Genomic DNA, 19979 nt, shown 5'->3' on the forward strand with positions numbered 1-19979 from the left:
ATACACTAGTTAACAGAAATTAGAGCCGATGGGAATCGTTTGAATTACCATCGAGTTGTGAACCAAACACTCTTCTCTCTAAATTAGACAAACGTTTTAAGATGTCCATGTTTGTTGCGCTGGACATAGGTTGGCTGGCGGTTGGTCGACTAGAACCAGCACTTGGCATTGGTTGAGTCCCAGAGACGGCTAATTGCTTATTTAACTCATCGACTTGAACTTTTAATCGTTCATTTTCGTCACTGAGATCCTGCAATTGCTTACCATAGGTTTCATAGTCTTTAATAATATTATCCAAAAAACTATCCACGTCATTTGGATCATATCCTCGCATTTTTTGTCGAAATTCTTTTTGGAGGATATCTTTTGGAGTATAGTTAATGTTTTCCATTTATTGGTTACACCTCGTCGTTAATTTGCAACAAACCATTAAAATAATATCATACATTAGCTCGATTGGGAACTATTATTTAAGTTTTCTTGATATTCATCAGCCGCTACCTGCAAATCGTCGAATGTAATCAGCCGATATGGATACGGATGTGTCTGTGCAAATTGTTTTATTTTATCAAAATCATATTGTGATTTGCCTGGATTATCTAAATCATATATCAAGATTGCCTGATCTGTGTGTGTTAGCATAAATTCTTGGTAATTTCTTAATTGTTCTGGGGAATGGTAAGGCTTTTGACTGACGCTGGCAGAAAAATCAACTTGATTAGTTAATTTTTGAAGCTTACCCCGGTTATTTTCATTCCAGTTGCTACCAAATTCAGCAAATGGTAACATCATGGCAGTTTTAAATTCACCAGGATAATCTTTTTTTAAATGATTTGCCGCAACGAGTGACCATTGTTCAATGCCAAGCTGACCACCGGAAATGATCCAGTCAGTTCCATCAATGATTGCTTGAGAAAGTTCGCTTTTCAATACAGAATCAATCACTTTACGTTTAGGGTCATCATCTTTAAAAATATTCAATTCGTAACTTCGGTATCCACTTATCCATAAACGACTCACGCAATCACCTTGACAATCAATTATTTTCATTCACGATGCTAGTTGATATAATGACATTATTAATGAATATTCTATACGAAATTGCAGTACAATGTAAGTATTCTTATTAAAAAAGGAAGCTATCAGTTCAATGACTATTAGATACCCAAACGGCAATCAATTTTACGAACAACCAGCCTCTTCGAATGATCATAATGACACCATCAACTTTTCCAATCGAGGGATGACTTTGGAAGATGAGATCAATAAAAGCAATTCATATTATCTTAGAAATGAGATTGCTGTCATTCACAAAAAGCCAACCCCAATTCAGATTGTGTCAGTTGACTACCCCAAACGGAGTGCTGCCCGAATTAAGGAAGCTTATTTTCGAAAAGCGTCCACGACTGACTATAATGGTGTGTATCATGGTTATTATATCGACTTTGACGCAAAAGAAACCAAGAACAAAACATCTTTTCCTTTAAAAAACTTTCATAAACATCAGGTCGAACATATGAGACAATGTCTAAAGCAACAAGGAATTTGTTTTGCTATTATCAAATTTGTCAATGATCAATCGGTATTTGTCTTGAGAGCCTCAACGTTAATCACATACTGGGACAGACAAGCGACTGGCGGCCGTAAATCAATTCCCAGATCAGTGATTGAAAAACGAGGATTTCCCATCCACTACCGAATCAATCCGCTACTCCCTTATTTAAGTGCGGTTGATTTAATGATTGACTAAATTACGAAGGAGAAATCAATGTCAAAGAATAGTCCTCAACAAACCCGTGCTGATATGAGACGTGGGCGTCAGTTCACCAAAAAGAAAAAGGGACCGTTTCGAAGAATCATCAAGATTATTTTAAGTTTATTCGTTCTCGCATTTCTTTTTGGCGCTGGTTTATTTACCTACTACGCTTCGAGTTCCCCACGTATTACTCGCTCAGCACTTTCTAGTGATAACTCTACTAAGTTTTACGATGCCAGCGGAAAAGTTATCTCCAGGCTTGGTAGTCAGAATCGTGATTACGTTAAATCAAATAAAATTCCTAAAACACTAAAACAAGCGGTGGTTTCGATTGAAGATCGTCGTTTTTATAAACATCATGGTGTTGACCCCATTCGAATTATTGGAGCGGCGATTTCAAACGTTTCCGGTTCTTCCCTTGGGATGCAGGGTGGTAGCACCTTAACCCAGCAATTAGTGAAGTTGTCTGTTTTTTCTACTGCAGCTAGTGACCGGACATTGAAGCGGAAAGCTCAGGAAGCCTGGTTGGCAATTCAAGTTGAAAATCATTATTCGAAAGCGCAGATTTTGGAATTTTATATTAACAAGGTTTACATGGGTAATGGTGTTTACGGGATGCAAACTGCCGCCGAGTATTATTATAATAAAACACTTGAAAAACTCACGTTACCGGAATTGGCACAACTTGCAGGAATGCCTCAATCACCAGTTGCTTATAACCCATATAAGTACCCGACGTATGCCACAAAACGACGTGATGAAGTATTGGATGCCATGGTCAAAACCAAGGCTATTACGCAGGCTCAAGCGCAACAAGCTAAGAATACCAGTGTCAAATCTGGTTTAACCAAAACACATTCACGGACGCAAACTTCGGCCAAAACTTCAAAATATATTGACGCTTATTTAAAACAGACAATTGAAGAATTACGTGGAAAAGGATATAAGCCCAATAGTGGGTTGAAAGTTTATACAAACCTTGATTTAAGCGCACAAAAGAAGCTTTACCAAGTTTCCAATAATGATCCAAGTATTCTTTATCCAAGTAAGAGGTTCCAAGTGGGCGCAACGATTGTAAACGTTAATAACGGTAAGGTGGTTGCTATGCAGGGTGGTCGTAAAGCCAAGGTTGCTTTTGGGTTAAATCGGGCAGTTCAAACCGGCCGGTCAACTGGTTCAACGGCCAAACCGGTAATGGATTATGGACCAGCCGTTCAATATCTGAAGTACCCGACCTATCAGCCGGTTAAAGATACCCCGTATGTTTACCCCGGAACTGACAAATCTGTCATGGATTTTGATAACAAATATCAAGGGACAATGACAATGCGTAAAGCGTTGGTTGAGTCGCGGAATATCCCGGCAATTCGCACTTTGGAAAACGTTGGGGTTTCAAAGGCAACTGGCTTCCTGAAAAATCTGGGAATGACCTTCAAAAAACCGTTGGAACTACAAAATGGCATTGGTTTATATGTTTCGTCTCAACAATTAGCCGCTGCTTACGCAGCATTTTCAAATGGCGGAACGTATTACAAACCCTATTTGATTAATAAGATTGTCCAAGCAAATGGTGTTTCACGAACGTATCATAAACAAGGTAAGCGAGCAATGTCTCCTGCCACTGCGTTTATGATTACCAATATGTTAAAGGGCGTTATGACAGATGCTAATGGATCAGGAACAGCTGCCAAAGTTTCCGGCTTGTATGAGGCTGGTAAAACCGGAACGACGCAGTATCCAGATGACTATATTAATAAGGTACCGGCTGACTCATCAATGGACTCGTGGTTCTCTGGATACACGCGAAACTATTCACTAGCCATTTGGACAGGATATGATCATCAGTTTAAAGCAGATTCGTACATCACCCCTGCTCAAACAGATATTGCTCAACAAATATATAAATCGGTTATGGGATATATTTCTCAAAACAAGCCCAACACTGATTGGACGAAGCCAAGTGACGTTGTTGCTACCAATCGTGGTGGCACAACGGAATATTATGTTGCCGGTTATCCTGGTGTTGGTACTGATAATACGGCTCAGGCAGCTGGCAGCTACTCAGTTGAAGGCAGCTCAAGTTCCGATAATACCGTTGTGACGCAACCTAGAAGTGACAACACTCGTAGGAGTGAAAGTTCAACAGAGTCATCCGAGTCAACACCAACCACACAACAGCCAGGTGGTGACGGTGGCTCCAACAATGATCGAGATTCCAGCTCAACGACGTCGAGTTCAAGTAGCCAAAGTGATACTAGTTCTTCCAGTTCATCTAGTAATACGGCTAGTTCGTCATCAAGTAACGATAGTGGCAACTCCAATCAAACAGACAATAATGGCGGTAATAACCAGCCTTAACTAATTGCGCTGGTTAGTTGTAAAAAGGGTTCGAAACAATTGTGGGATATACTCACAATTGTTTCGAACCCTTTTTATAACTATCTTTTAGATAATTAGTAATTGCCAACAAAATCATAAGGCAGTTTACTGTTTTGTCAAATCAATGAATGGAATCTCTGGCCCATCATAATGGTCGTCAGGACTGTCGGTTTTTCGATTTGATTGGCTTCGTTTTTGAAGATAAGTTTGGATTTGTTGAGGAGACCTTAGCTTGTTATGTTGCCAATTGCCAAGAATTCGATCCATATATTTCAAATTATAAACTTGACTGAGCACGGCTTCTTTCAAAGCTAGTCTGATAACAGTTGGTTCAAAGTGATCAATATCTAACCACTGGCTAATCATTTCCATCTCAAAAGGTGATAACGTCCTGCCAAATTCCTTTTCAATAGTTTCAAAAACTGTCTGGCGATCACTTTCACTAACTGGATTAGCGGATTCCGCAGTGGTTGCTTTTTTACGCGTCATAGCTGGTTTTAAAAGTGACAATTTCTCATACATTGGCGTGAAATCGTAAGCATCAACTTGGTGCCCATCATTTGAAACTTGCGTAATTTTGGTTAACTTCTTTTCAATCATCTTATGAAATATGTCAAACAACCGTTGTTTGGGATAACCTGTTTGAACTTGGAGATGATCAATTTCAGGCATTGGGACTGTCATCGTGTGTTGGCCCTTAATCAGAATGTAAATAAATAATTCTTCACTGCTGACACCAATTCGATGGTAATTGGCGAGCAGGTAGTTCGTGATTGTTGTCTGACCATCACTGAGAATTTCGTGTGTATAATCGTCCAAAGAAATCCCCCTTCCTAATGGATCATTAAGGATAAATTCGATTTAGCAAACGTGGAAATGGAATTGTTTCACGGACGTGATCTTCATGCGTAATCCAAGTTAAAGCCCGTTCAAGACCCAAACCAAAGCCAGCATGAGGGACACTACCAAATTTGCGTAAATCAAGATACCAAGAATATTCCTTGGGGTCTAAACCAGCTTTAACAACTTGATCATATAGATAGTCATAGTCCACTGCCCGTTCAGAACCACCAATAATTTCACCGTACCCTTCCGGTGCTAGTAAATCTGCACAAATGACAACATCATCGCGAGTTGGATGTGGTTTCATGTAAAATGGTTTGATCGCTTTAGGGTAATTCAAAACGAAGACTGGCTGATTAAAGTGATCGGCGAGAAAAGTTTCTTCGGGTGAACCAAAGTCGGCGCCCCAAGAAATATCAAAATCGTTCTTCTTAAGTAGATCAATTGCTTCGTCGTAACTGATTCGCGGATAAGGTAGAATGGTATATTTCTTGAGAACATCAATGTCTCGATCCAGTGTCTTTAATTCCATTTTACAATTTTGGATGACTCTTGAAACTAAATAAGCGATATAGCGTTCCTGAATGTCCAAACTTTCTTCTTGGTGCATAAAGGCCATTTCGGGTTCAATCATCCAAAATTCAATTAAGTGGCGTCGCGTTTTAGACTTTTCAGCCCGAAAAGTTGGCCCGAATGAGAAGACTTTTCCAAAAGCTTCGGCCCCTGCTTCTTCATATAGTTGCCCACTTTGAGATAAGTAAGCATCCCGATCAAAGTATTCTGTATGGAATAAATCCGTTGTTCCTTCAGGCGCACTACCAGTTAAAATAGGAGCATCAAATTTAACGAATCCTTCACTGTAAAAGAAATCAAAGGTTGCTTTAATGACTTCGTTTCGAATCCGCATAACTGCATGGGGACGACTTGAACGCAGCCAAAGATGGCGATGATCCATCAAAAAATCAATACCATGTTCTTTGGGTGTAATGGGATAATCATGTGATTCAGAAATCACATCAATGGTTTCAACCTCAATTTCATAGCCGAATTTTGAACGGCTATCTTCATGAATAATGCCAGTAACCCACATACTTGTTTCTTGCTTGACCTCTTTAGCAATTTCAAATGTTTCGGCAGCCACGTTATTTTTAACTACAACACCTTGGAAAAAGGCGGTTCCGTCACGTAGCTGTAAAAATGCAATTTTACCACTTGAACGTTTATTGGTTAACCAAACGCCAATTTTAACTTTTTCGTTAACGTATTTTGGTGCGTCAACCATATTAATTTGTTTCAATCCCAATCCCTCCAGAAACTTGTTTTTCTAAAAATTGATTCATAAACTTATCAATTCTGGCAACAGCAGTTTTCAAATCTGCTAAACTTGCTGCGTAGCTTAAACGTAAATAGCCAGGCAGACCAAATGCATCACCATCAACAACGGCAACATGAGCTTCGTTTAACAGTAACTTAACAAATTCAGCAGAAGAACTAACCCCAGCTAATTTCATTGCTTCAGTAATTCTTGGAAATAAATAAAAGGCACCCTCTGGTTTGACAGCAACATCAAACCCCGGGATCTTTTGAACGAGTGGATAGATTGTGTTTAGCCGATTTTCAAATGCTTGACGCATTCTTTCGGCATCTGATTGATCAGATCTTAATGCAGCGATTGCCGCATACTGACTTACCGTTGCCGGGTTGCCGGTTGAATGTGATAGCACTGAATTAACTCGCTGAATTAATTCGGAGTTACCTGCAATATAACCAATTCGCCAGCCGGTCATTGAATAAGTTTTCGAAACGCCGCTCACTAAAATTGTGTTAGCCGCAATGTCACCGCCTAACTGAACTGGTGAATAGAACCGATTTTGATTATAAACCAGTTTACCGTAAATATCATCAGTGATCATGATGATTTGATGATTAACGGCCCAATCGCCGATTGTTTTTAAATCGGCTTCGGAGTAAACAGTTCCGGTTGGGTTTTGTGGTGTATTGATGATTAATAATTTCGTTGTGGCTGTGACGGCTTGATCAAGGGAAACTGTGGTTATTTTAAAGTTTCGGTCTGTATCAACCATGACCGGAGTTGCTCCGGCCAGTTTGACTTGTTCATGATAGCTAACCCAGCTAGGCTTCGGTAGCAACACTTCATCACCTTGTTCGACTAAAACCTGCATTAAAACATAGAGCGCCATTTTTGCACCAGTTGTCACACTAATTTGGGCCGTATCATAGTGAATATCATAATCAGTTTGAATTCGATCGGCAATGGCCTGCTTCAATTCCGGCAAACCGCTAGCTGGGGTATAGAAACTGGTTTTACCATTTTTAATCGCAGTAATGGCCTCATTATCAATTGTCGTTGGTGTTGTGAAATCTGGTTCACCAATCCCCAAATTAATCACGTCAATCCCATTTCGAATCATTTTTTTGGCTTGACTTGAAACTTGGATAGTTGCTGAAGGTGTCACCTGCATGGCTCTTTTGGAAAATTTCATGGTTCAATCCTTTCATTTACTAAATATTTTCAATTAATTTTTTTACGGTTCCAGTCTTAAAAGATAAAGTGGCATAGCACAGGTTGCTCTTTGAATTTAAATAGCTGACAACCCAATACGGTTTGTTCTTAATCAAAGTCAAACTGATACTATTGATCTTCTTTGGTTGCTTGGTTTGCACAATCAAGCTTCGAATTCGTTGTTCGCTCAGTCCACTACTCTGGTCGACAACTGTTACGTTACCTCCCCTTTTGGCAACGATGACATAGATGGGCTTTCGCTTGTTTGTGGTACCGGCCACAGAATAGTAAGTCTTGCCAAGGTTGGAAGCATAAAATGCCTGGACGGTTTTAAGATCAGCATATTTTTTGGCCAATGTTACTGTCTGATTTCTAGCGGTCACCATTGGTTTTTGAGCCTCATGAAGGACGACAAATCCTGCAAATAATAAGATTAGAATCACTAGGGTGATTATCCAGGAAACTTTTACTTTCGATTGCTTTTTTATTCGACGTTGCCTTTGCATAGTGTTGCTGTCCTTTCATTTCAAAGTTACTTTCAATTATAGCAAATAAGTCATTCACAAAAAGTTAAGTCTCATTTAAGTGTCTGGGTTATTTCATTTTTTAAAGTCAACGTGAGTGTGGAAAAAATTTACCATATCAAAAATGCAATCATCAATTGATCCCGTCACGAGTGGAATTTCATTCCGAAGGTTTGCTAAAATTGTTTCACCATAGCGTTTGGTTAACAACCGTGGATCTAAAATAAAGATGGTGCCGTAATCGTCCTTGGTTCGAAGCAAGCGGCCAATCCCCTGGCGCAAGCGGAGCGTTGCTTTAGGCAAAGTAATGCTATAAAATGGATTTTTCCCCCTGCCGCGCTCGATTGAATAAAGCGCATGATTATAGGGATCGGCTGGCGTATCAAACGGTAACTGGGCAACAATCAAATTTTCCAACAGATTTTTCGGAAAGTCAACGCCCTGCCAAAAGGTATTAGCACCAAGCAAAATTGCGGGCTCATGATGAATGAACTGCTTGCTTATTTTAGCTGCTGTTCCGTGAACCCCTTGAGCTAATACGAAGTGGGTTGCAGTAAAGCCGGTTTCTTGCAACCAGCGATATGTTTTTTCAATTGCTTGCAGTGAATTGAACAAGACGAGTGTCTGGCGTGGTTCGTTTTCAAAAATTGTCGCAATGTTTTCGGCAACCTTCTTTAGATAACGATCTGCATTGGTTGTAAAAATGTGATCGTCATCACTTACCAAGTAAATTCGAGCTTGATTTTGAGGATCAAAATCACTTTTTAGTCGTTTGACCACGGCATGCTTACGATCAATCCCGAGAAGGTCATAAATGAATCTTGATCGTCGTGACGGAAAAATAGTAGCACCAGTGAACGTAACTGGTTCAAAAGCATCATAAATGTTTTCGTTTAAATACGTTTCGGTTTTTAAGATTCCCTGGTTGAGTGACAAGCTATTGACATCTTTAACGTGATTAATGGTGATCCAGGTGACATGTTGGTCAATGGATTGATCATCCATATCAAGAATCTCCAGCATTTGGTTTAGCTGCTCAGACAGTTGATTGTAATTCTCGAAAAATGTATAGATGCCAGAAAAATCTTGATCAGTAAAGGCATCTACATTTCTGTTGATTTCGGTGTTTAATTGCGTGATTAGTCCGTCAATGGCTTCTTGTGTGCGGCGCAAGCGATCAATTGTGGGATGGTTACCCTTAATGATCGACTTCATCTCGTTAATGGGAATGAGACGCTCAAAAAAACTGATGTTTTTATGGAGCTGTTTGTTTCGCACGGCTTTTTCAAACATGGTTTGGATCAAGCCGGTAATAATCTGCTTAACCTGACCCAATTGACCGCTTAATTGATCTGCCAGACTATCCAAAGTGATATTGCCAACCAAGACTTCATGAATCGAGCCGTCGTGTTCTTGGTTCATACTAGCCAAAATTCGGTTAACTGAGGTCATGATTGTTAATGGTTTAATGGTTGCCTGATTATTTTTGATGGCTGTTTCAGCAAACTGCTGGGTTTCGTCAATTAACAAGTAAGGTTTAACCGGCATTGACTTAAAGAACTGCCAGTTTTTGATTAAGTAACTGTGATTAACAATAATAAACTCGGCGGATTTGGCTTTGCGAAGGTTATACCGTAAAAAATCGTCCTCATAAAATGGTTCGCTTGGGTCAAGCCATTTAACACCTGTATGTTGAATTTTCCAAACAAAGGGTGTCTGCTCAACGTTTAGGTGAAGCTCGTCCAAGTCTCCAGTGGTAGTCATTGTCAGCCAAACCAAAATCTGAGCTTTCACGAAAGCTGTTTGACTGGAACTGTCAGGAACAAACAGCAGGTTGCGAAACTTGTTGAGGTCAATGTAATGTCTTGCCCCTTTTAAAATGACGCTATTAATTTTAAAAGGTAATTCGTCATTGATCATGGGGATGGTTTGGTTTTGTAGCTGAAACTGTAAGTAAGTTGTTGAGGTACTAATGACAACCGGTTTTTGTGGAGTTGCTAAATAACTAAATGGCAAGCAATAGCCTAAACTTTTACCAATGCCGGTTGGGGCTTCAATTAAGAGCGGTTTGGCTTGATGATCCTGTTGGTCGGCATAATTGTTGTAAATAAGATTCATCATCTTATTTTGTTCGGTTCGTGATTCGAGGTGGTCGGGTAAAACTGCAGCTTTCGCTTTTTTGGTTTTTGGAAACTTGGCCTTTTGACGACCGGATATATCTTCAATCGTAATTGGCTTACGTTTGCGAATGATTAATCCCGAAGAAATTTTGAGATGTTCTGGAAGCGGCATCGTGTGTACGCGATGTCGATTGACGTCGTCAGCATCCAAAAATATCTGCATGGTATCTTGAGGTAACGGTGGATTAACGGCAATAATCTGTTCCAATGTCATTTGTGGTAATTCTTGGATTTGGTTTAGTAAAATTGTCAGTAATTTTGCGGTTGCCAAGGCATCACTATCAGCAGTGTGCGGATGTTTGTGGGTGATATTAAAATAGGAACTTAAATCTTGAAGCCGATAACTTGATAATGTTGGCAGTAAAATCTGACTTAATGTCACGGTATCAATCGCCGGAATTTGTAATTCAGGATACCCTACCCGTTGAAATTCGCCATTAAGAAACGGAAAGTCAAAATTGACGTTATGGGCAACGAAGACAGTGTTGTTTAGCAACTGATACAGTTTGGCAGCAACTTGGTCAAACGTTGGAGCTTTTTTGAGCCGGGAATCAGAAATCCCAGTTAGCTGGGTAATCCGGTTAGGAACATCCCGTTGTGGATTAATATCGGTTACGTACGTTTTTATTATTTTGTTGTTTGTAACCAAGCAACAGCTGAACTGAATGATCCGGTTATCTTCAGAAGTCGTATCGGTACCGGTAGTTTCAATGTCAACAACAGCAAAGGTTGTTTTTAAATTCATGTTTGTTCACCAATCTATTTATTAAATCAATTTTTTCTTTTTATGAATCATTATATTTAATAATACTACAAGCGCGTTGTGATTATCTACCGGCGTCTGTTGGCAATTTTTTATGAAACTTTAAAAATAATAGTAAAAAGTTCTGAAATCGTTGAATTATGATAAAATTGGAATGTTTGAAAGTGAGCGGATAAGATTGAAAGAAAATGCTTTAGGAAAAAGTAATGCTAAAATCATTTGGTTTGGCGAACATAGTGTTGTCTATGGAAAGCCTTCAATTGCCATGCCTTTATATTCAGTTGATGTTACTGCTGAAATTGAGCGGACTGCCGCTGGACAACAAATCAAGTGTCGGTATTTTGATGGCCCAATTAATGAAATGACCGACAATTTGAAGGGGGTCCGGGTTCTTATCGGGACGTTGTTGGATGTTCTTGGAAACCGGGATTTGCCATTTATGCTTCGAATTACAAGTAAAATTCCTTCTGAAAGAGGTATGGGATCATCAGCCGCTACATCCGTTGCCCTTATTCGGGCTTTTTACCATTTATTTGAAGTACCTCTTAGTCGTGGTCGGTTGTTAGAATTGGCAAATGTTGAAGAAAAGATCACCCATGGCAACCCAAGTGGCTTAGATGCGGCAACTGCCAGCTCCGACATGCCGATTTGGCTGATTAAAAACGAGATTAATGAACAAATCTCATTTCATTTATCAAGGCCCTGTTTGGTGATTGCTGACAGTGGTATTAAAGGCAAAACTGGTCAGGCCGTTTCACTGGTTCACGATAACGTGGTTGATGAACCTGATTTAGCCATTCCCTTGATTAATCAATTAGGAGAAATTGCCACTTTGGCGCGCCATGCCCTTGCAACATCAAACGAGTCATTATTGGGGACATTGATGAACCAGTCGCAGGATCATTTAGCTGAACTGGGTGTCAGTACGTCAACTTTGGATCTTTTTTGTCGGATTGCCCGAGCACATCATGCGCTTGGTGCTAAATTAACCGGTAGTGGTTTGGGTGGCTGCATGATTGCATTAGCGGCTAATCATGCCGATGCTCAAAAGATTTCAACTGCATTAAGACAGGCTGGTGCTACCCAAACTTGGATTCAATCTTTTCGAAACTACGACATTTCCACAGGAGAAAAAAATGACAACCTGGTCAAATAAATCGATTGGTGCCATTGCACATACAAATATTGCCCTCATCAAGTACTGGGGTAAAAAGGACGAATCATTGATCATTCCGTATACCAGTAGCTTGTCATTAACTCTTGATCAATTTTATACCGAAACTCATGTTACTTTTGACGAATCATTGACTGCCGATGTCGTTATGATTGATGAACAGGAAGTGAATGGTCAAGGGTGGCAACGGGTCCATGACTTTTTGTCAATCATTCGAAAACGTGCGGAAATAACGACCAATGCTCAAGTCGTTTCAACCAATCACGTTCCAACTGCAGCAGGCCTGGCATCATCAGCCTCAGCATTTGCGGCGTTGGCGGCAGCTGGTAGTAAGGCGGCTGGTCTGGATTTGTCTCATCAGGATTTGTCCAGATTAGCTCGACGCGGTTCGGGATCAGCTTGTCGCTCAATTTACGGTGGTTTTGTTGAGTGGCGGCGTGGCACTGATGACCATTCTTCTTATGCTGTGCCGGTAACTGCTGATAACGGGTTAAGCGATGTTCAGGTCATTGCACTGACCGTTGAACGTCATCGTAAGCCGATTTCGAGCCGCCAAGCCATGCGCTTATCGGTAACCACTTCGCCTTATTATCCAACTTGGGTAAAAATTGCTCAAACGGATCTGGCAGCCATTAAATCAGCAATTAGCAATGATGATTTCACTAAATTTGGTGAAATCAGTGAGCTTAATGCCATGCGGATGCATGCCCTCACACTGAGTGCTAATCCCGACTTTATGTATTTTAATAGCGAAACGCTAGAGTCAATGAATATGGTGAAACAACTTCGGCATAATGGTATCGAATGTTATTACACGATCGATGCCGGACCAAACGTCAAAGTTCTTTGTCAGCGGCGTCATGTTAATGACGTTGTTGAGACGTTTACTGAAATGCTTGGTGCTGATAAAGTCACCCTCGCCAAATCAGGTCCGGGTGTCCACTATTTATAATTTGGAAAGGAAATGATTGCTTGATTACGGTCAAAGCGCCAGGAAAACTATATATTGCAGGGGAATATGCAGTTGTTGAAACTGGCTACCCGTCAATTATTGTCGCATTGGATCAATTTGTGACCGTCGAAATTTCTCAGAGCAAATCATATGGCAGCATTGTTTCTAAGCAGTACCGCGAAGATTCTGTTTACTGGCGTCGTCAAGGTGATGAAATGATCCTTGATAATCGAGATAATACGTTTAACTATATTATTTCAGCTATCCATTTGACAGAGGCCTATGCACAATCGCTTGGCCGTTCAATGGCTTTATATGATTTACGGATTAACAGCGATTTGGATAGCCCGAATGGTAAAAAATACGGTCTGGGGTCTTCAGCGGCAGTCACTGTTGCGACAGTCAAAGCACTATGCTTGTTTTATAAGATTCCGCTAACCAAGAGTAAATTGTTTAAGCTGTCAGCGATTGCTCACCTGGATGTTCAAGGAAATGGTTCGTTAGGTGATATTGCTGCGAGCGTTTACGGTGGTTGGATCGCCTACCGGTCTTTTGATCGCGCTTGGTTGGCTGCTGCCAGAATGCAACAATCTTTAACGGATCTGGTTGATCAACCATGGCCACATTTAAAGATTACCCAGTTGACCCCACCTGATAACTTACGCTTAATTATCGGATGGACGGGATCTCCGGCATCTACTTCTCATTTAGTTGACAAAGTTGCTATTCAGAAGAGCCAGCAGCATGTGACTTACAATCAATTTCTGCATGAGAGTAAAAAATGCCTTGAGGACTTGATTGATGGCTTTAAACAAGGTAGTTTGGCTGCAATTCAAGCTGGGATTCAAAAAAATCGTGAAATTCTTCAACATCTCGCCGATTTTACTAAAGTCCAAATTGAAACGCCCACGTTAAAGAAAATGTGCGACATTGCCGTTGAACATTCAGCAGCAGCTAAATCTTCTGGTGCCGGTGGTGGTGATTGCGGCATTGTGTTGATCGATAAAAATCAAGATATTGATTCTATGATTAATCGTTGGAGGCAGAATGGCATTACCAGATTGTCGCTGCGGGTTCATCCAGTTATTGACCTTGATAAGGAGTAGCTCATGATTTCAAAGCATTCTCACCGTAAAGATGAACACATGTCACTAGCAGAAAAGTTTTATCAAGATCAATCGGCATTTGCTGACTTTCGCTTTATTCACCAAAGTCTGCCAGAAACGTCCTTAGCTGATATTGATCTTTCGACCAGAATTGGACCACTTAGTTTAAATGTCCCTTTTTATATTGAAGCGATTTCCGGTGGTAGTCTAAGAACTCAGGAAATCAATCGGCAGCTTGCCACGGTTGCTAAAGCGACTGGTTTAGCAATGGCTGTTGGTTCACAAAGTGTTGCTTTGAGTGATCCAACTTTACGGGCAACTTTTGAAGTTGTCAGAAAAGTTAATCCAACGGGAATTGTTTTTGCAAATATTGGTGCCAACCGAAATTATCAAGATGCGCAGGCTGCCGTTGAAATGATTGATGCAAATGCACTTGAGCTTCATATTAATGTGGCCCAAGAATTGATTATGCCCGAAGGTGATCGTGAATTCTCTTTTATCACAAATATTGAGCAAATGGTTCACCATCTTTCTGTTCCAGTGATTGTTAAAGAGGTTGGCTTTGGGATGAGTCGGGAAACGATTGCTCAACTCATTGATTTGGGCGTCCATTATATTAATGTTAGTGGTCACGGTGGAACGAATTTTGCAACAATTGAAAATTTTCGACGTCCACAGAAGAATATGGCTTATTTAAAGAATTGGGGATTGACAACTGGAGAATCATTATTGGAGAGTCGCCAATTTCAAGACCGCTTAACGATTCTTGCTTCAGGTGGTGTTAAGTCACCGCTGGATGTTGCTAAATGTTTAGCTTTGGGAAGTACAGCCGTTGGCATAGCCGGACAGTTTTTGCACGAAGTGATTCATGAAGGCCCTCAGACCCTTATAGATAAAGTTTTTGACTGGATTTACGGCTTGAAGGCCATTATGCTAATGGTCCATGCTTCAACCATTTCAGAATTGCAATCACAGAAGCTTATTTTAAGCCCAGAGATAATCTCCTATTTAAATCAACGCGGTTTAACATATTAGTTTATCCTTTTGAGTTGAATCATTAAATAAAAAGCAGGCAATCAAGAGAAACATTTCATTTCAGTCTCTTGATTGCCTACTTTTTTATTTAATGAGCGATTTAGCCACCTAATCAGCTTGAAATCGAAGCCCCTTAGGAAAGAAATTTTTTGCAATGCCATTGACAACTTTGCTGAATCCAACTGGTTGGCCTTCACATATCAATTGATACCACCCCTTTTTCAGGCTCTTATCGACTGAAAAAGTATCACCATGAACATATTTTTGCCAGCTTGCATAACTAATGGCAAGCGGATGAATCACGTCTTGAGGATGCAAGGCAATTCCCAATGCGTAACTCGGTTCAAACCGACTTTTCTTGAAAGTGCCAATTTGAAGCCCTAATCGAACAATTTTGATGCCTGCCAAGTTAGGTGTTATTTCTGGGACTGAGTATAAATCATGTTTAAATGTGACTAATCGACCGAAAATCGGCTTCTTTAGCATTTGTCTTTCAAAATCAGCCCAAAGATTTTGTTCTTCGGCATTCATTGGTTGGGTATTTTGATTGATTGCAACATCACGGTGATGTTTACTGGATTGCTGATGTACCGGTTCAGAAGTCGGCTTTTGCAGTTTGGCAATAAAATGACCTTCACCACTAAAATGTTGAGGGAAAATTCGAACACAGTTTTGTAAATCAGAGTTACCATCTGCCCATTCAGGCACCCCACTATCCATTCCTGGAAATTTCTTGACTGGTAACAGATTAAATCCATATGTTTTGACGAGCCAAGCAATGATTTGTTCGTCTTCCTCCGGTGAAAATGTACAAGTTGAATAAACTAAGATACCCCCGGGTTTAAGGGTCTTAACAGCTTCTTTTAGAATCGTTCGTTGGCGTTTTGCACATTCGGCGGGATAGTCTAAATTCCAATACTGCATCGCGTCGGGATCTTTTCGAAACATCCCTTCACCTGAGCACGGTGCGTCGACCAATACCCGATCAAAGTAATTTGGAAGGCGGGCGGCAAGTACTTCAGGAGTGGTGTTGGTAACAATTGTGTTGGTTAAACCGAACCGTTCAGTGTTTTCAACCAATATTTTCGAACGTTTTGAATTAATTTCATTAGCGATTAATAAGCCAGTATTCTGTAAATAACTTCCCAAGTGTGTTGTTTTACCCCCTGGAGCTGCGCATAAATCGAGAACGCGCTCGTGTTGCTTGGGATGAGCAACCTCCCCCACGTACATTGCACTTGGTTCCTGGCTGTATACGGCACCACTTTGATGATCAACCGTTTTACCGGTTACTTCGCCGTAATAGCCAAATTGACAGTGTTCGGTAGCATTGGTTAAATTAACCCCGCGTGGTCGATTTTCCTTTAACGGGTTGATCCGAAACCCGTGACGAGCAGGCTTGGAAAAGCTTTGAATAAAGGCATTTGCCTCTTTTTGACCAAGTAGGTGTTGATATTTATTAATGAAATCTGTTGGTAAAGCCATAACTTTCTCCTCTTTAGAAGTCGATGATTGACGAAATTTTATTTATCGGATAGTATAAATAGATACGCTGGTTAAGGAGTGATCACAATTACAAAAAAATTAATAGCACTTGATTTGGATGGGACTGCATTGAATAATGATGCCGAATTAAGTAACCAAACCAAGGCGACCATTAGCCAAGCTGTTAAAGAAGGCTACCTGGTAAGTATTGTTACCGGACGCCCTAATCGACTTTCCGAAAATTTTTATGATGAATTAAACTTAAAAACACCAATGATTAACTTTAATGGCAACCTAGGCATTTTACCACATCAGGCATGGGCTCGTGAATATCAGTATACGATTGATCGCGAAATTGTGATGGAATTGTTGGAAAAAAGTAAGCTGTTAGGGCTCTCTCTGATTGCTGTTGAAGGCCGTAACCTGTTTCTAGCTAATCGGGGACTTAAATCTGGATTTGGTTTTTTCCCAAGTACCTTACAAACAAATCAGATTTTAAACCAGCAAAGCCTCAAGGACAATCCAATTAGCATCACAGTGGAAGTAAGACCTGAGCTAAAGGCTGGATTGATTGACTATGTTCAAAATCAGTTTGGCGATCAAGTTGAAGTTTCTCCCTGGGGTGGTCCTCATCCAATTGTTGAGATTGCCACCAAAGGCATTCACAAGTCAACTGGATTAAAATTTTTAGCTGATTACTATGGGATTCTGCAAAAAGATATCATTGCGTTTGGCGATGAGGCTAATGATTTAACCATGATGAAATACGCTGGTACTGGTGTCGCTATGAAAAATGCCATCGACCAGATTAAAAACTCAGCTGACGATGTCACAACGTTTGATAACCAACAGGATGGCGTTGCCCGGTATCTGCAAGAACATTTGGACTTGGCAGTAGGTCAATAAAATGAGATTGTTTAATAATTCAATTTTCACTATTTTCAAGTGAAAATCATTTTTACGAAGTTGTTTGGTATGTTAAAAAACAGAGCCGTATTTTGATGAGTTATTGATATGTAAAAGCCCGCGGGGATGAAAATTCCTGCGGGCTTTTTGCTTTAAATTATTAGCATCTCGTTAGACATGTTGAACATATTCTGCAATAAATCCCTCGGGATCTTTGACAGTGATGTTTTTTCCGGTCGGAACATGTTGGTAAGGATGAATTATCTGAAAATGATGTTGTTTAAAAAAGACAACAAATTCATCGAGGTCATCAACCAGAAAAGTGATTTGGGTCGTGCGAAAGGGTCGCAGACTGTCTTCATTACCACTAATTAATAATAGATTACCAATCGATGCTAATTCCAACCCCTTCTGTGGATATTTAAATCTTGATTCAACGGTTGTTGACAATAATTGTTGGTATCGATTAAGTGTTGCATTTAAATGATGAACGTAAACACGGGTATAGCTCTTCAATATTTTCATTAGATATCACTTTCTAAAAAGGCTGAAACTAAGTGGTACTTTGTAAAAGTGATGTTGTGACTAATCCTCATCAGGGTGATATTGGATAGTTGCTTTAACCGCTTTTTGCCAACCTGAATAAAGTTTCTCCCGTTCGGCTAACTGCATATCCGGCTTGAAATTATCACGGGCTTTAACCGTTTTTTTAATTTCATCAATGGACGACCAGTAACCAACGGCTAGTCCCGCAAGATAGGCCGCACCTAGCGCAGTTGTTTCTGAAATTGAAGCTCTTTCAATCGGTGTTCCTAAAATGTCTGCTTGGAATTGCATCAAATAATTGTTATTGGCTGCACCACCATCAACTGCCAGCTCTTTAAGATCAATGCCAGTTTCCGCAACCATTGTATCAACGACGTCCCGAGTTTGGTAAGCTAGTGATTCCAAGGTTGCCCGAACAAATTGATTCTTGGTCGTGCCACGAGTTAAGCCAAAGACTGCACCTCGCGCTTCTTGGTCCCAGTAAGGAGCCCCTAAGCCGGTGAAAGCCGGCACCACGTAAACCCCATCAGTACTTTTAGCAGCAATCGCCATTTTTTCAGATTCGGGAGAGGTTTTCACCATTTCCATGCCATCACGAAGCCACTGAATCGCTGAACCAGCCACAAAGATGCTCCCCTCAAGCGCATAATTAACCTTCCCGTCAATGCCATAGGCAATTGTTGTTAATAAGCCACGTTTGGATAACGTTGGTTTTTCACCGGTATTCATCACGATAAAAGCACCAGTGCCATACGTATTTTTGATCATCCCACGTTGTAATGCCATTTGACCAAACAAAGCGGCCTGTTGGTCACCGGCAATTCCGGCGATTGGTACTTGGACACCGGAGAAAGAATAACCTGCCGTATAACCGTAAATTTCTGAAGAAGAATGAACTTCAGGCAGCATACTTTCGGGAATGTTTAGTAATTTCAAAATATCATGATCCCATTTGAGATCATGAATATTGAACAGCATTGTTCGGCTGGCGTTAGTATAATCGGTTGCATGGACTTTACCGCCGGTTAGTTTCCATAGGACCCATGTATCGATAGTGCCAAATAATAAATCGCCGTTTTCCGCCTTTTGCTGTGCACCGGCTACGTGATCTAAAATCCAGCGAATTTTAGTTGCCGAAAAATATGAATCGATAATCAATCCGGTCTTTTCGTGAATCATTTCAGAATAACCTTTGTTTTTGAGGTCATCAGCCAAATCAGCAGTTTGTTTTGATTGCCAAACAACTGCGTGATAAATCGGTTGACCTGTATTTTTGTCCCAAATCACGGTTGTCTCCCGTTGATTGGTTACGCCAATTCCCCGAACTTTATATGGTTGAACATCTGCATTAATCAAAGCTTCGGAAATGACCGACTGAACAGCATTCCAAATTTCATTGGCATCATGTTCGACCCAGCCGGATTTCGGAAAATACTGATGGAATTCACGTTGGGCTTTACCGACAATTTCTCCATCATTATTAAACAAGATTGCCCTGGTGCTTGTGGTACCTTCATCAATGGCCATTATGTATTGCTGATCATTCATGTAAACGTCTCCATTCCTGTTATTCATGCATTTGTTTCGTAGTTAATACCTTTTTAAGTATACAATATTCTCATTGACCACACCAATCAAAAAAGAAATTTAAAGAAAGAACAAGAAATCAAAAGCGATTCACAAAGTATGCAGGTTACATTCCAACCGCAACTTGATTGTTTTTGGATAGGTTGTTAGATTAACCGAGGCTAAAAAACAATCTAAGATTAGATCCAGTTAGAAGCCGATAAAAATCAGCTTCTAACT

General features: G+C 40.4%; 17 protein-coding genes. 7 read left to right on the plus strand and 10 right to left on the minus strand.

Annotated features, from left to right (window positions below):
- Nucleotides 1–19: 19 nt before the first annotated feature.
- Together gpsB and FC85_RS11330 are read right to left on the minus strand one after the other, a co-directional pair.
- A complete protein-coding gene (gene gpsB, locus FC85_RS11325; protein ID WP_057865645.1) occupies nucleotides 20–391 on the minus strand; it encodes a cell division regulator GpsB in 372 nt (123 codons plus the stop codon).
- A gap of 56 nt (nucleotides 392–447) precedes the next feature.
- A complete protein-coding gene (locus FC85_RS11330) occupies nucleotides 448–1020 on the minus strand; it encodes an SLOG family protein (RefSeq protein WP_057865646.1) in 573 nt (190 codons plus the stop codon).
- A 130-nt stretch (nucleotides 1021–1150) separates the two neighbouring features.
- On the opposite strand from FC85_RS11330, the gene recU reads away from it, so the two are divergent.
- Together recU and FC85_RS11340 are read left to right on the plus strand one after the other, a co-directional pair.
- Nucleotides 1151–1750, plus strand: coding sequence for a Holliday junction resolvase RecU (gene recU / locus FC85_RS11335; RefSeq protein WP_057865647.1), 600 nt, complete (start codon nucleotides 1151–1153; stop codon nucleotides 1748–1750).
- Between the two features lie 18 nt (nucleotides 1751–1768).
- Nucleotides 1769–4114, plus strand: a complete 2346-nt coding sequence (locus FC85_RS11340) for a PBP1A family penicillin-binding protein (RefSeq protein WP_057865648.1) — start codon at nucleotides 1769–1771, stop codon at nucleotides 4112–4114.
- Between the two features lie 126 nt (nucleotides 4115–4240).
- On the opposite strand, the gene FC85_RS11345 is transcribed toward FC85_RS11340, so the two are convergent.
- The 5 genes from FC85_RS11345 to FC85_RS11365 form a co-directional block, all read right to left on the minus strand.
- Nucleotides 4241–4954 (minus strand): DnaD domain-containing protein, encoded by a 714-nt coding sequence (locus tag FC85_RS11345; RefSeq protein WP_057865649.1) that lies wholly within the window; start codon nucleotides 4952–4954, stop codon nucleotides 4241–4243.
- 25 nt (nucleotides 4955–4979) lie between these two features.
- Nucleotides 4980–6260, minus strand: coding sequence for an asparagine--tRNA ligase (gene asnS, locus FC85_RS11350; RefSeq protein ID WP_371862935.1), 1281 nt, complete (start codon nucleotides 6258–6260; stop codon nucleotides 4980–4982).
- A 1-nt stretch (nucleotide 6261) separates the two neighbouring features.
- Complete coding sequence (locus FC85_RS11355) at nucleotides 6262–7482, minus strand: pyridoxal phosphate-dependent aminotransferase (RefSeq protein ID WP_057865651.1); 1221 nt, start codon at nucleotides 7480–7482, stop codon at nucleotides 6262–6264.
- Between the two features lie 19 nt (nucleotides 7483–7501).
- Nucleotides 7502–8008: a cell wall elongation regulator TseB-like domain-containing protein gene (locus FC85_RS11360; RefSeq protein ID WP_057865652.1), complete on the minus strand. Its 507-nt coding sequence runs from the start codon at nucleotides 8006–8008 to the stop codon at nucleotides 7502–7504.
- Between the two features lie 93 nt (nucleotides 8009–8101).
- Entirely contained in the window at nucleotides 8102–10951 is a 2850-nt protein-coding gene (locus tag FC85_RS11365) for a helicase C-terminal domain-containing protein (RefSeq protein ID WP_057865653.1), read from the minus strand.
- Nucleotides 10952–11147: 196 nt separating this feature from the next.
- Here FC85_RS11365 and mvk point away from each other — a divergent pair, with 196 nt between their 5' ends.
- From mvk to fni, 4 genes are read left to right on the plus strand one after another with little or no spacing between them, the layout of a single operon-like run.
- Complete coding sequence (mvk, locus tag FC85_RS11370) at nucleotides 11148–12125, plus strand: mevalonate kinase (RefSeq protein ID WP_057865669.1); 978 nt, start codon at nucleotides 11148–11150, stop codon at nucleotides 12123–12125.
- On the plus strand, nucleotides 12106–13095 hold the full coding sequence (gene mvaD / locus FC85_RS11375; protein ID WP_057865654.1) for a diphosphomevalonate decarboxylase: 990 nt from the start codon (nucleotides 12106–12108) through the stop codon (nucleotides 13093–13095). The genes mvk and mvaD overlap by 20 nt, the downstream gene beginning before the upstream one ends.
- 20 nt (nucleotides 13096–13115) lie before the next feature.
- Nucleotides 13116–14201: a phosphomevalonate kinase gene (locus tag FC85_RS11380; protein ID WP_057865655.1), complete on the plus strand. Its 1086-nt coding sequence runs from the start codon at nucleotides 13116–13118 to the stop codon at nucleotides 14199–14201.
- Nucleotides 14202–14204: 3 nt separating this feature from the next.
- Entirely contained in the window at nucleotides 14205–15236 is a 1032-nt protein-coding gene (fni, locus tag FC85_RS11385; RefSeq protein ID WP_057865656.1) for a type 2 isopentenyl-diphosphate Delta-isomerase, read from the plus strand.
- Nucleotides 15237–15344: 108 nt separating this feature from the next.
- Here the strand turns inward: fni and FC85_RS11390 are convergent, their stop codons facing one another.
- Nucleotides 15345–16721: an RsmB/NOP family class I SAM-dependent RNA methyltransferase gene (locus tag FC85_RS11390; RefSeq protein WP_057865657.1), complete on the minus strand. Its 1377-nt coding sequence runs from the start codon at nucleotides 16719–16721 to the stop codon at nucleotides 15345–15347.
- 78 nt (nucleotides 16722–16799) lie between these two features.
- On the opposite strand from FC85_RS11390, the gene FC85_RS11395 reads away from it, so the two are divergent.
- Nucleotides 16800–17627 carry a Cof-type HAD-IIB family hydrolase gene (locus FC85_RS11395; protein WP_057865658.1) on the plus strand — a complete coding sequence of 276 codons (828 nt, stop codon included), beginning with the start codon at nucleotides 16800–16802 and terminating at the stop codon, nucleotides 17625–17627.
- A 171-nt stretch (nucleotides 17628–17798) separates the two neighbouring features.
- Here FC85_RS11395 and FC85_RS11400 read toward each other — a convergent pair whose 3' ends face one another.
- The gene (locus tag FC85_RS11400) at nucleotides 17799–18152 is read right to left on the minus strand and encodes a VOC family protein (RefSeq protein ID WP_057865659.1); all 354 of its coding nucleotides are present in this window, start codon (nucleotides 18150–18152) and stop codon (nucleotides 17799–17801) included.
- A 60-nt stretch (nucleotides 18153–18212) separates the two neighbouring features.
- Entirely contained in the window at nucleotides 18213–19721 is a 1509-nt protein-coding gene (gene glpK / locus FC85_RS11405; protein WP_057865660.1) for a glycerol kinase GlpK, read from the minus strand.
- Nucleotides 19722–19979 lie beyond the last annotated feature (258 nt).

It is taken from the genome of Lentilactobacillus diolivorans DSM 14421, assembly GCF_001434255.1.
In the GTDB taxonomy this organism is placed as follows: domain Bacteria; phylum Bacillota; class Bacilli; order Lactobacillales; family Lactobacillaceae; genus Lentilactobacillus; species Lentilactobacillus diolivorans.

Bases quoted from the DNA above. Each gene is read 5' to 3' on its own strand.
- FC85_RS11390 (WP_057865657.1), bottom strand. From the start codon at position 16,721: ATGGCTTTACCAACAGATTTCATTAATAAATATCAACACCTACTTGGT.
- FC85_RS11340 (WP_057865648.1), top strand. From the start codon at position 1,769: ATGTCAAAGAATAGTCCTCAACAAACCCGTGCTGATATGAGACGTGGG.
- recU (WP_057865647.1), top strand. From the start codon at position 1,151: ATGACTATTAGATACCCAAACGGCAATCAATTTTACGAACAACCAGCC.
- glpK (WP_057865660.1), bottom strand. From the start codon at position 19,721: ATGAATGATCAGCAATACATAATGGCCATTGATGAAGGTACCACAAGC.
- fni (WP_057865656.1), top strand. From the start codon at position 14,205: ATGATTTCAAAGCATTCTCACCGTAAAGATGAACACATGTCACTAGCA.
- FC85_RS11360 (WP_057865652.1), bottom strand. From the start codon at position 8,008: ATGCAAAGGCAACGTCGAATAAAAAAGCAATCGAAAGTAAAAGTTTCC.
- asnS (WP_371862935.1), bottom strand. From the start codon at position 6,260: ATGGTTGACGCACCAAAATACGTTAACGAAAAAGTTAAAATTGGCGTT.
- FC85_RS11365 (WP_057865653.1), bottom strand. From the start codon at position 10,951: ATGAATTTAAAAACAACCTTTGCTGTTGTTGACATTGAAACTACCGGT.
- gpsB (WP_057865645.1), bottom strand. From the start codon at position 391: ATGGAAAACATTAACTATACTCCAAAAGATATCCTCCAAAAAGAATTT.
- FC85_RS11400 (WP_057865659.1), bottom strand. From the start codon at position 18,152: ATGAAAATATTGAAGAGCTATACCCGTGTTTACGTTCATCATTTAAAT.
- mvaD (WP_057865654.1), top strand. From the start codon at position 12,106: ATGACAACCTGGTCAAATAAATCGATTGGTGCCATTGCACATACAAAT.
- FC85_RS11355 (WP_057865651.1), bottom strand. From the start codon at position 7,482: ATGAAATTTTCCAAAAGAGCCATGCAGGTGACACCTTCAGCAACTATC.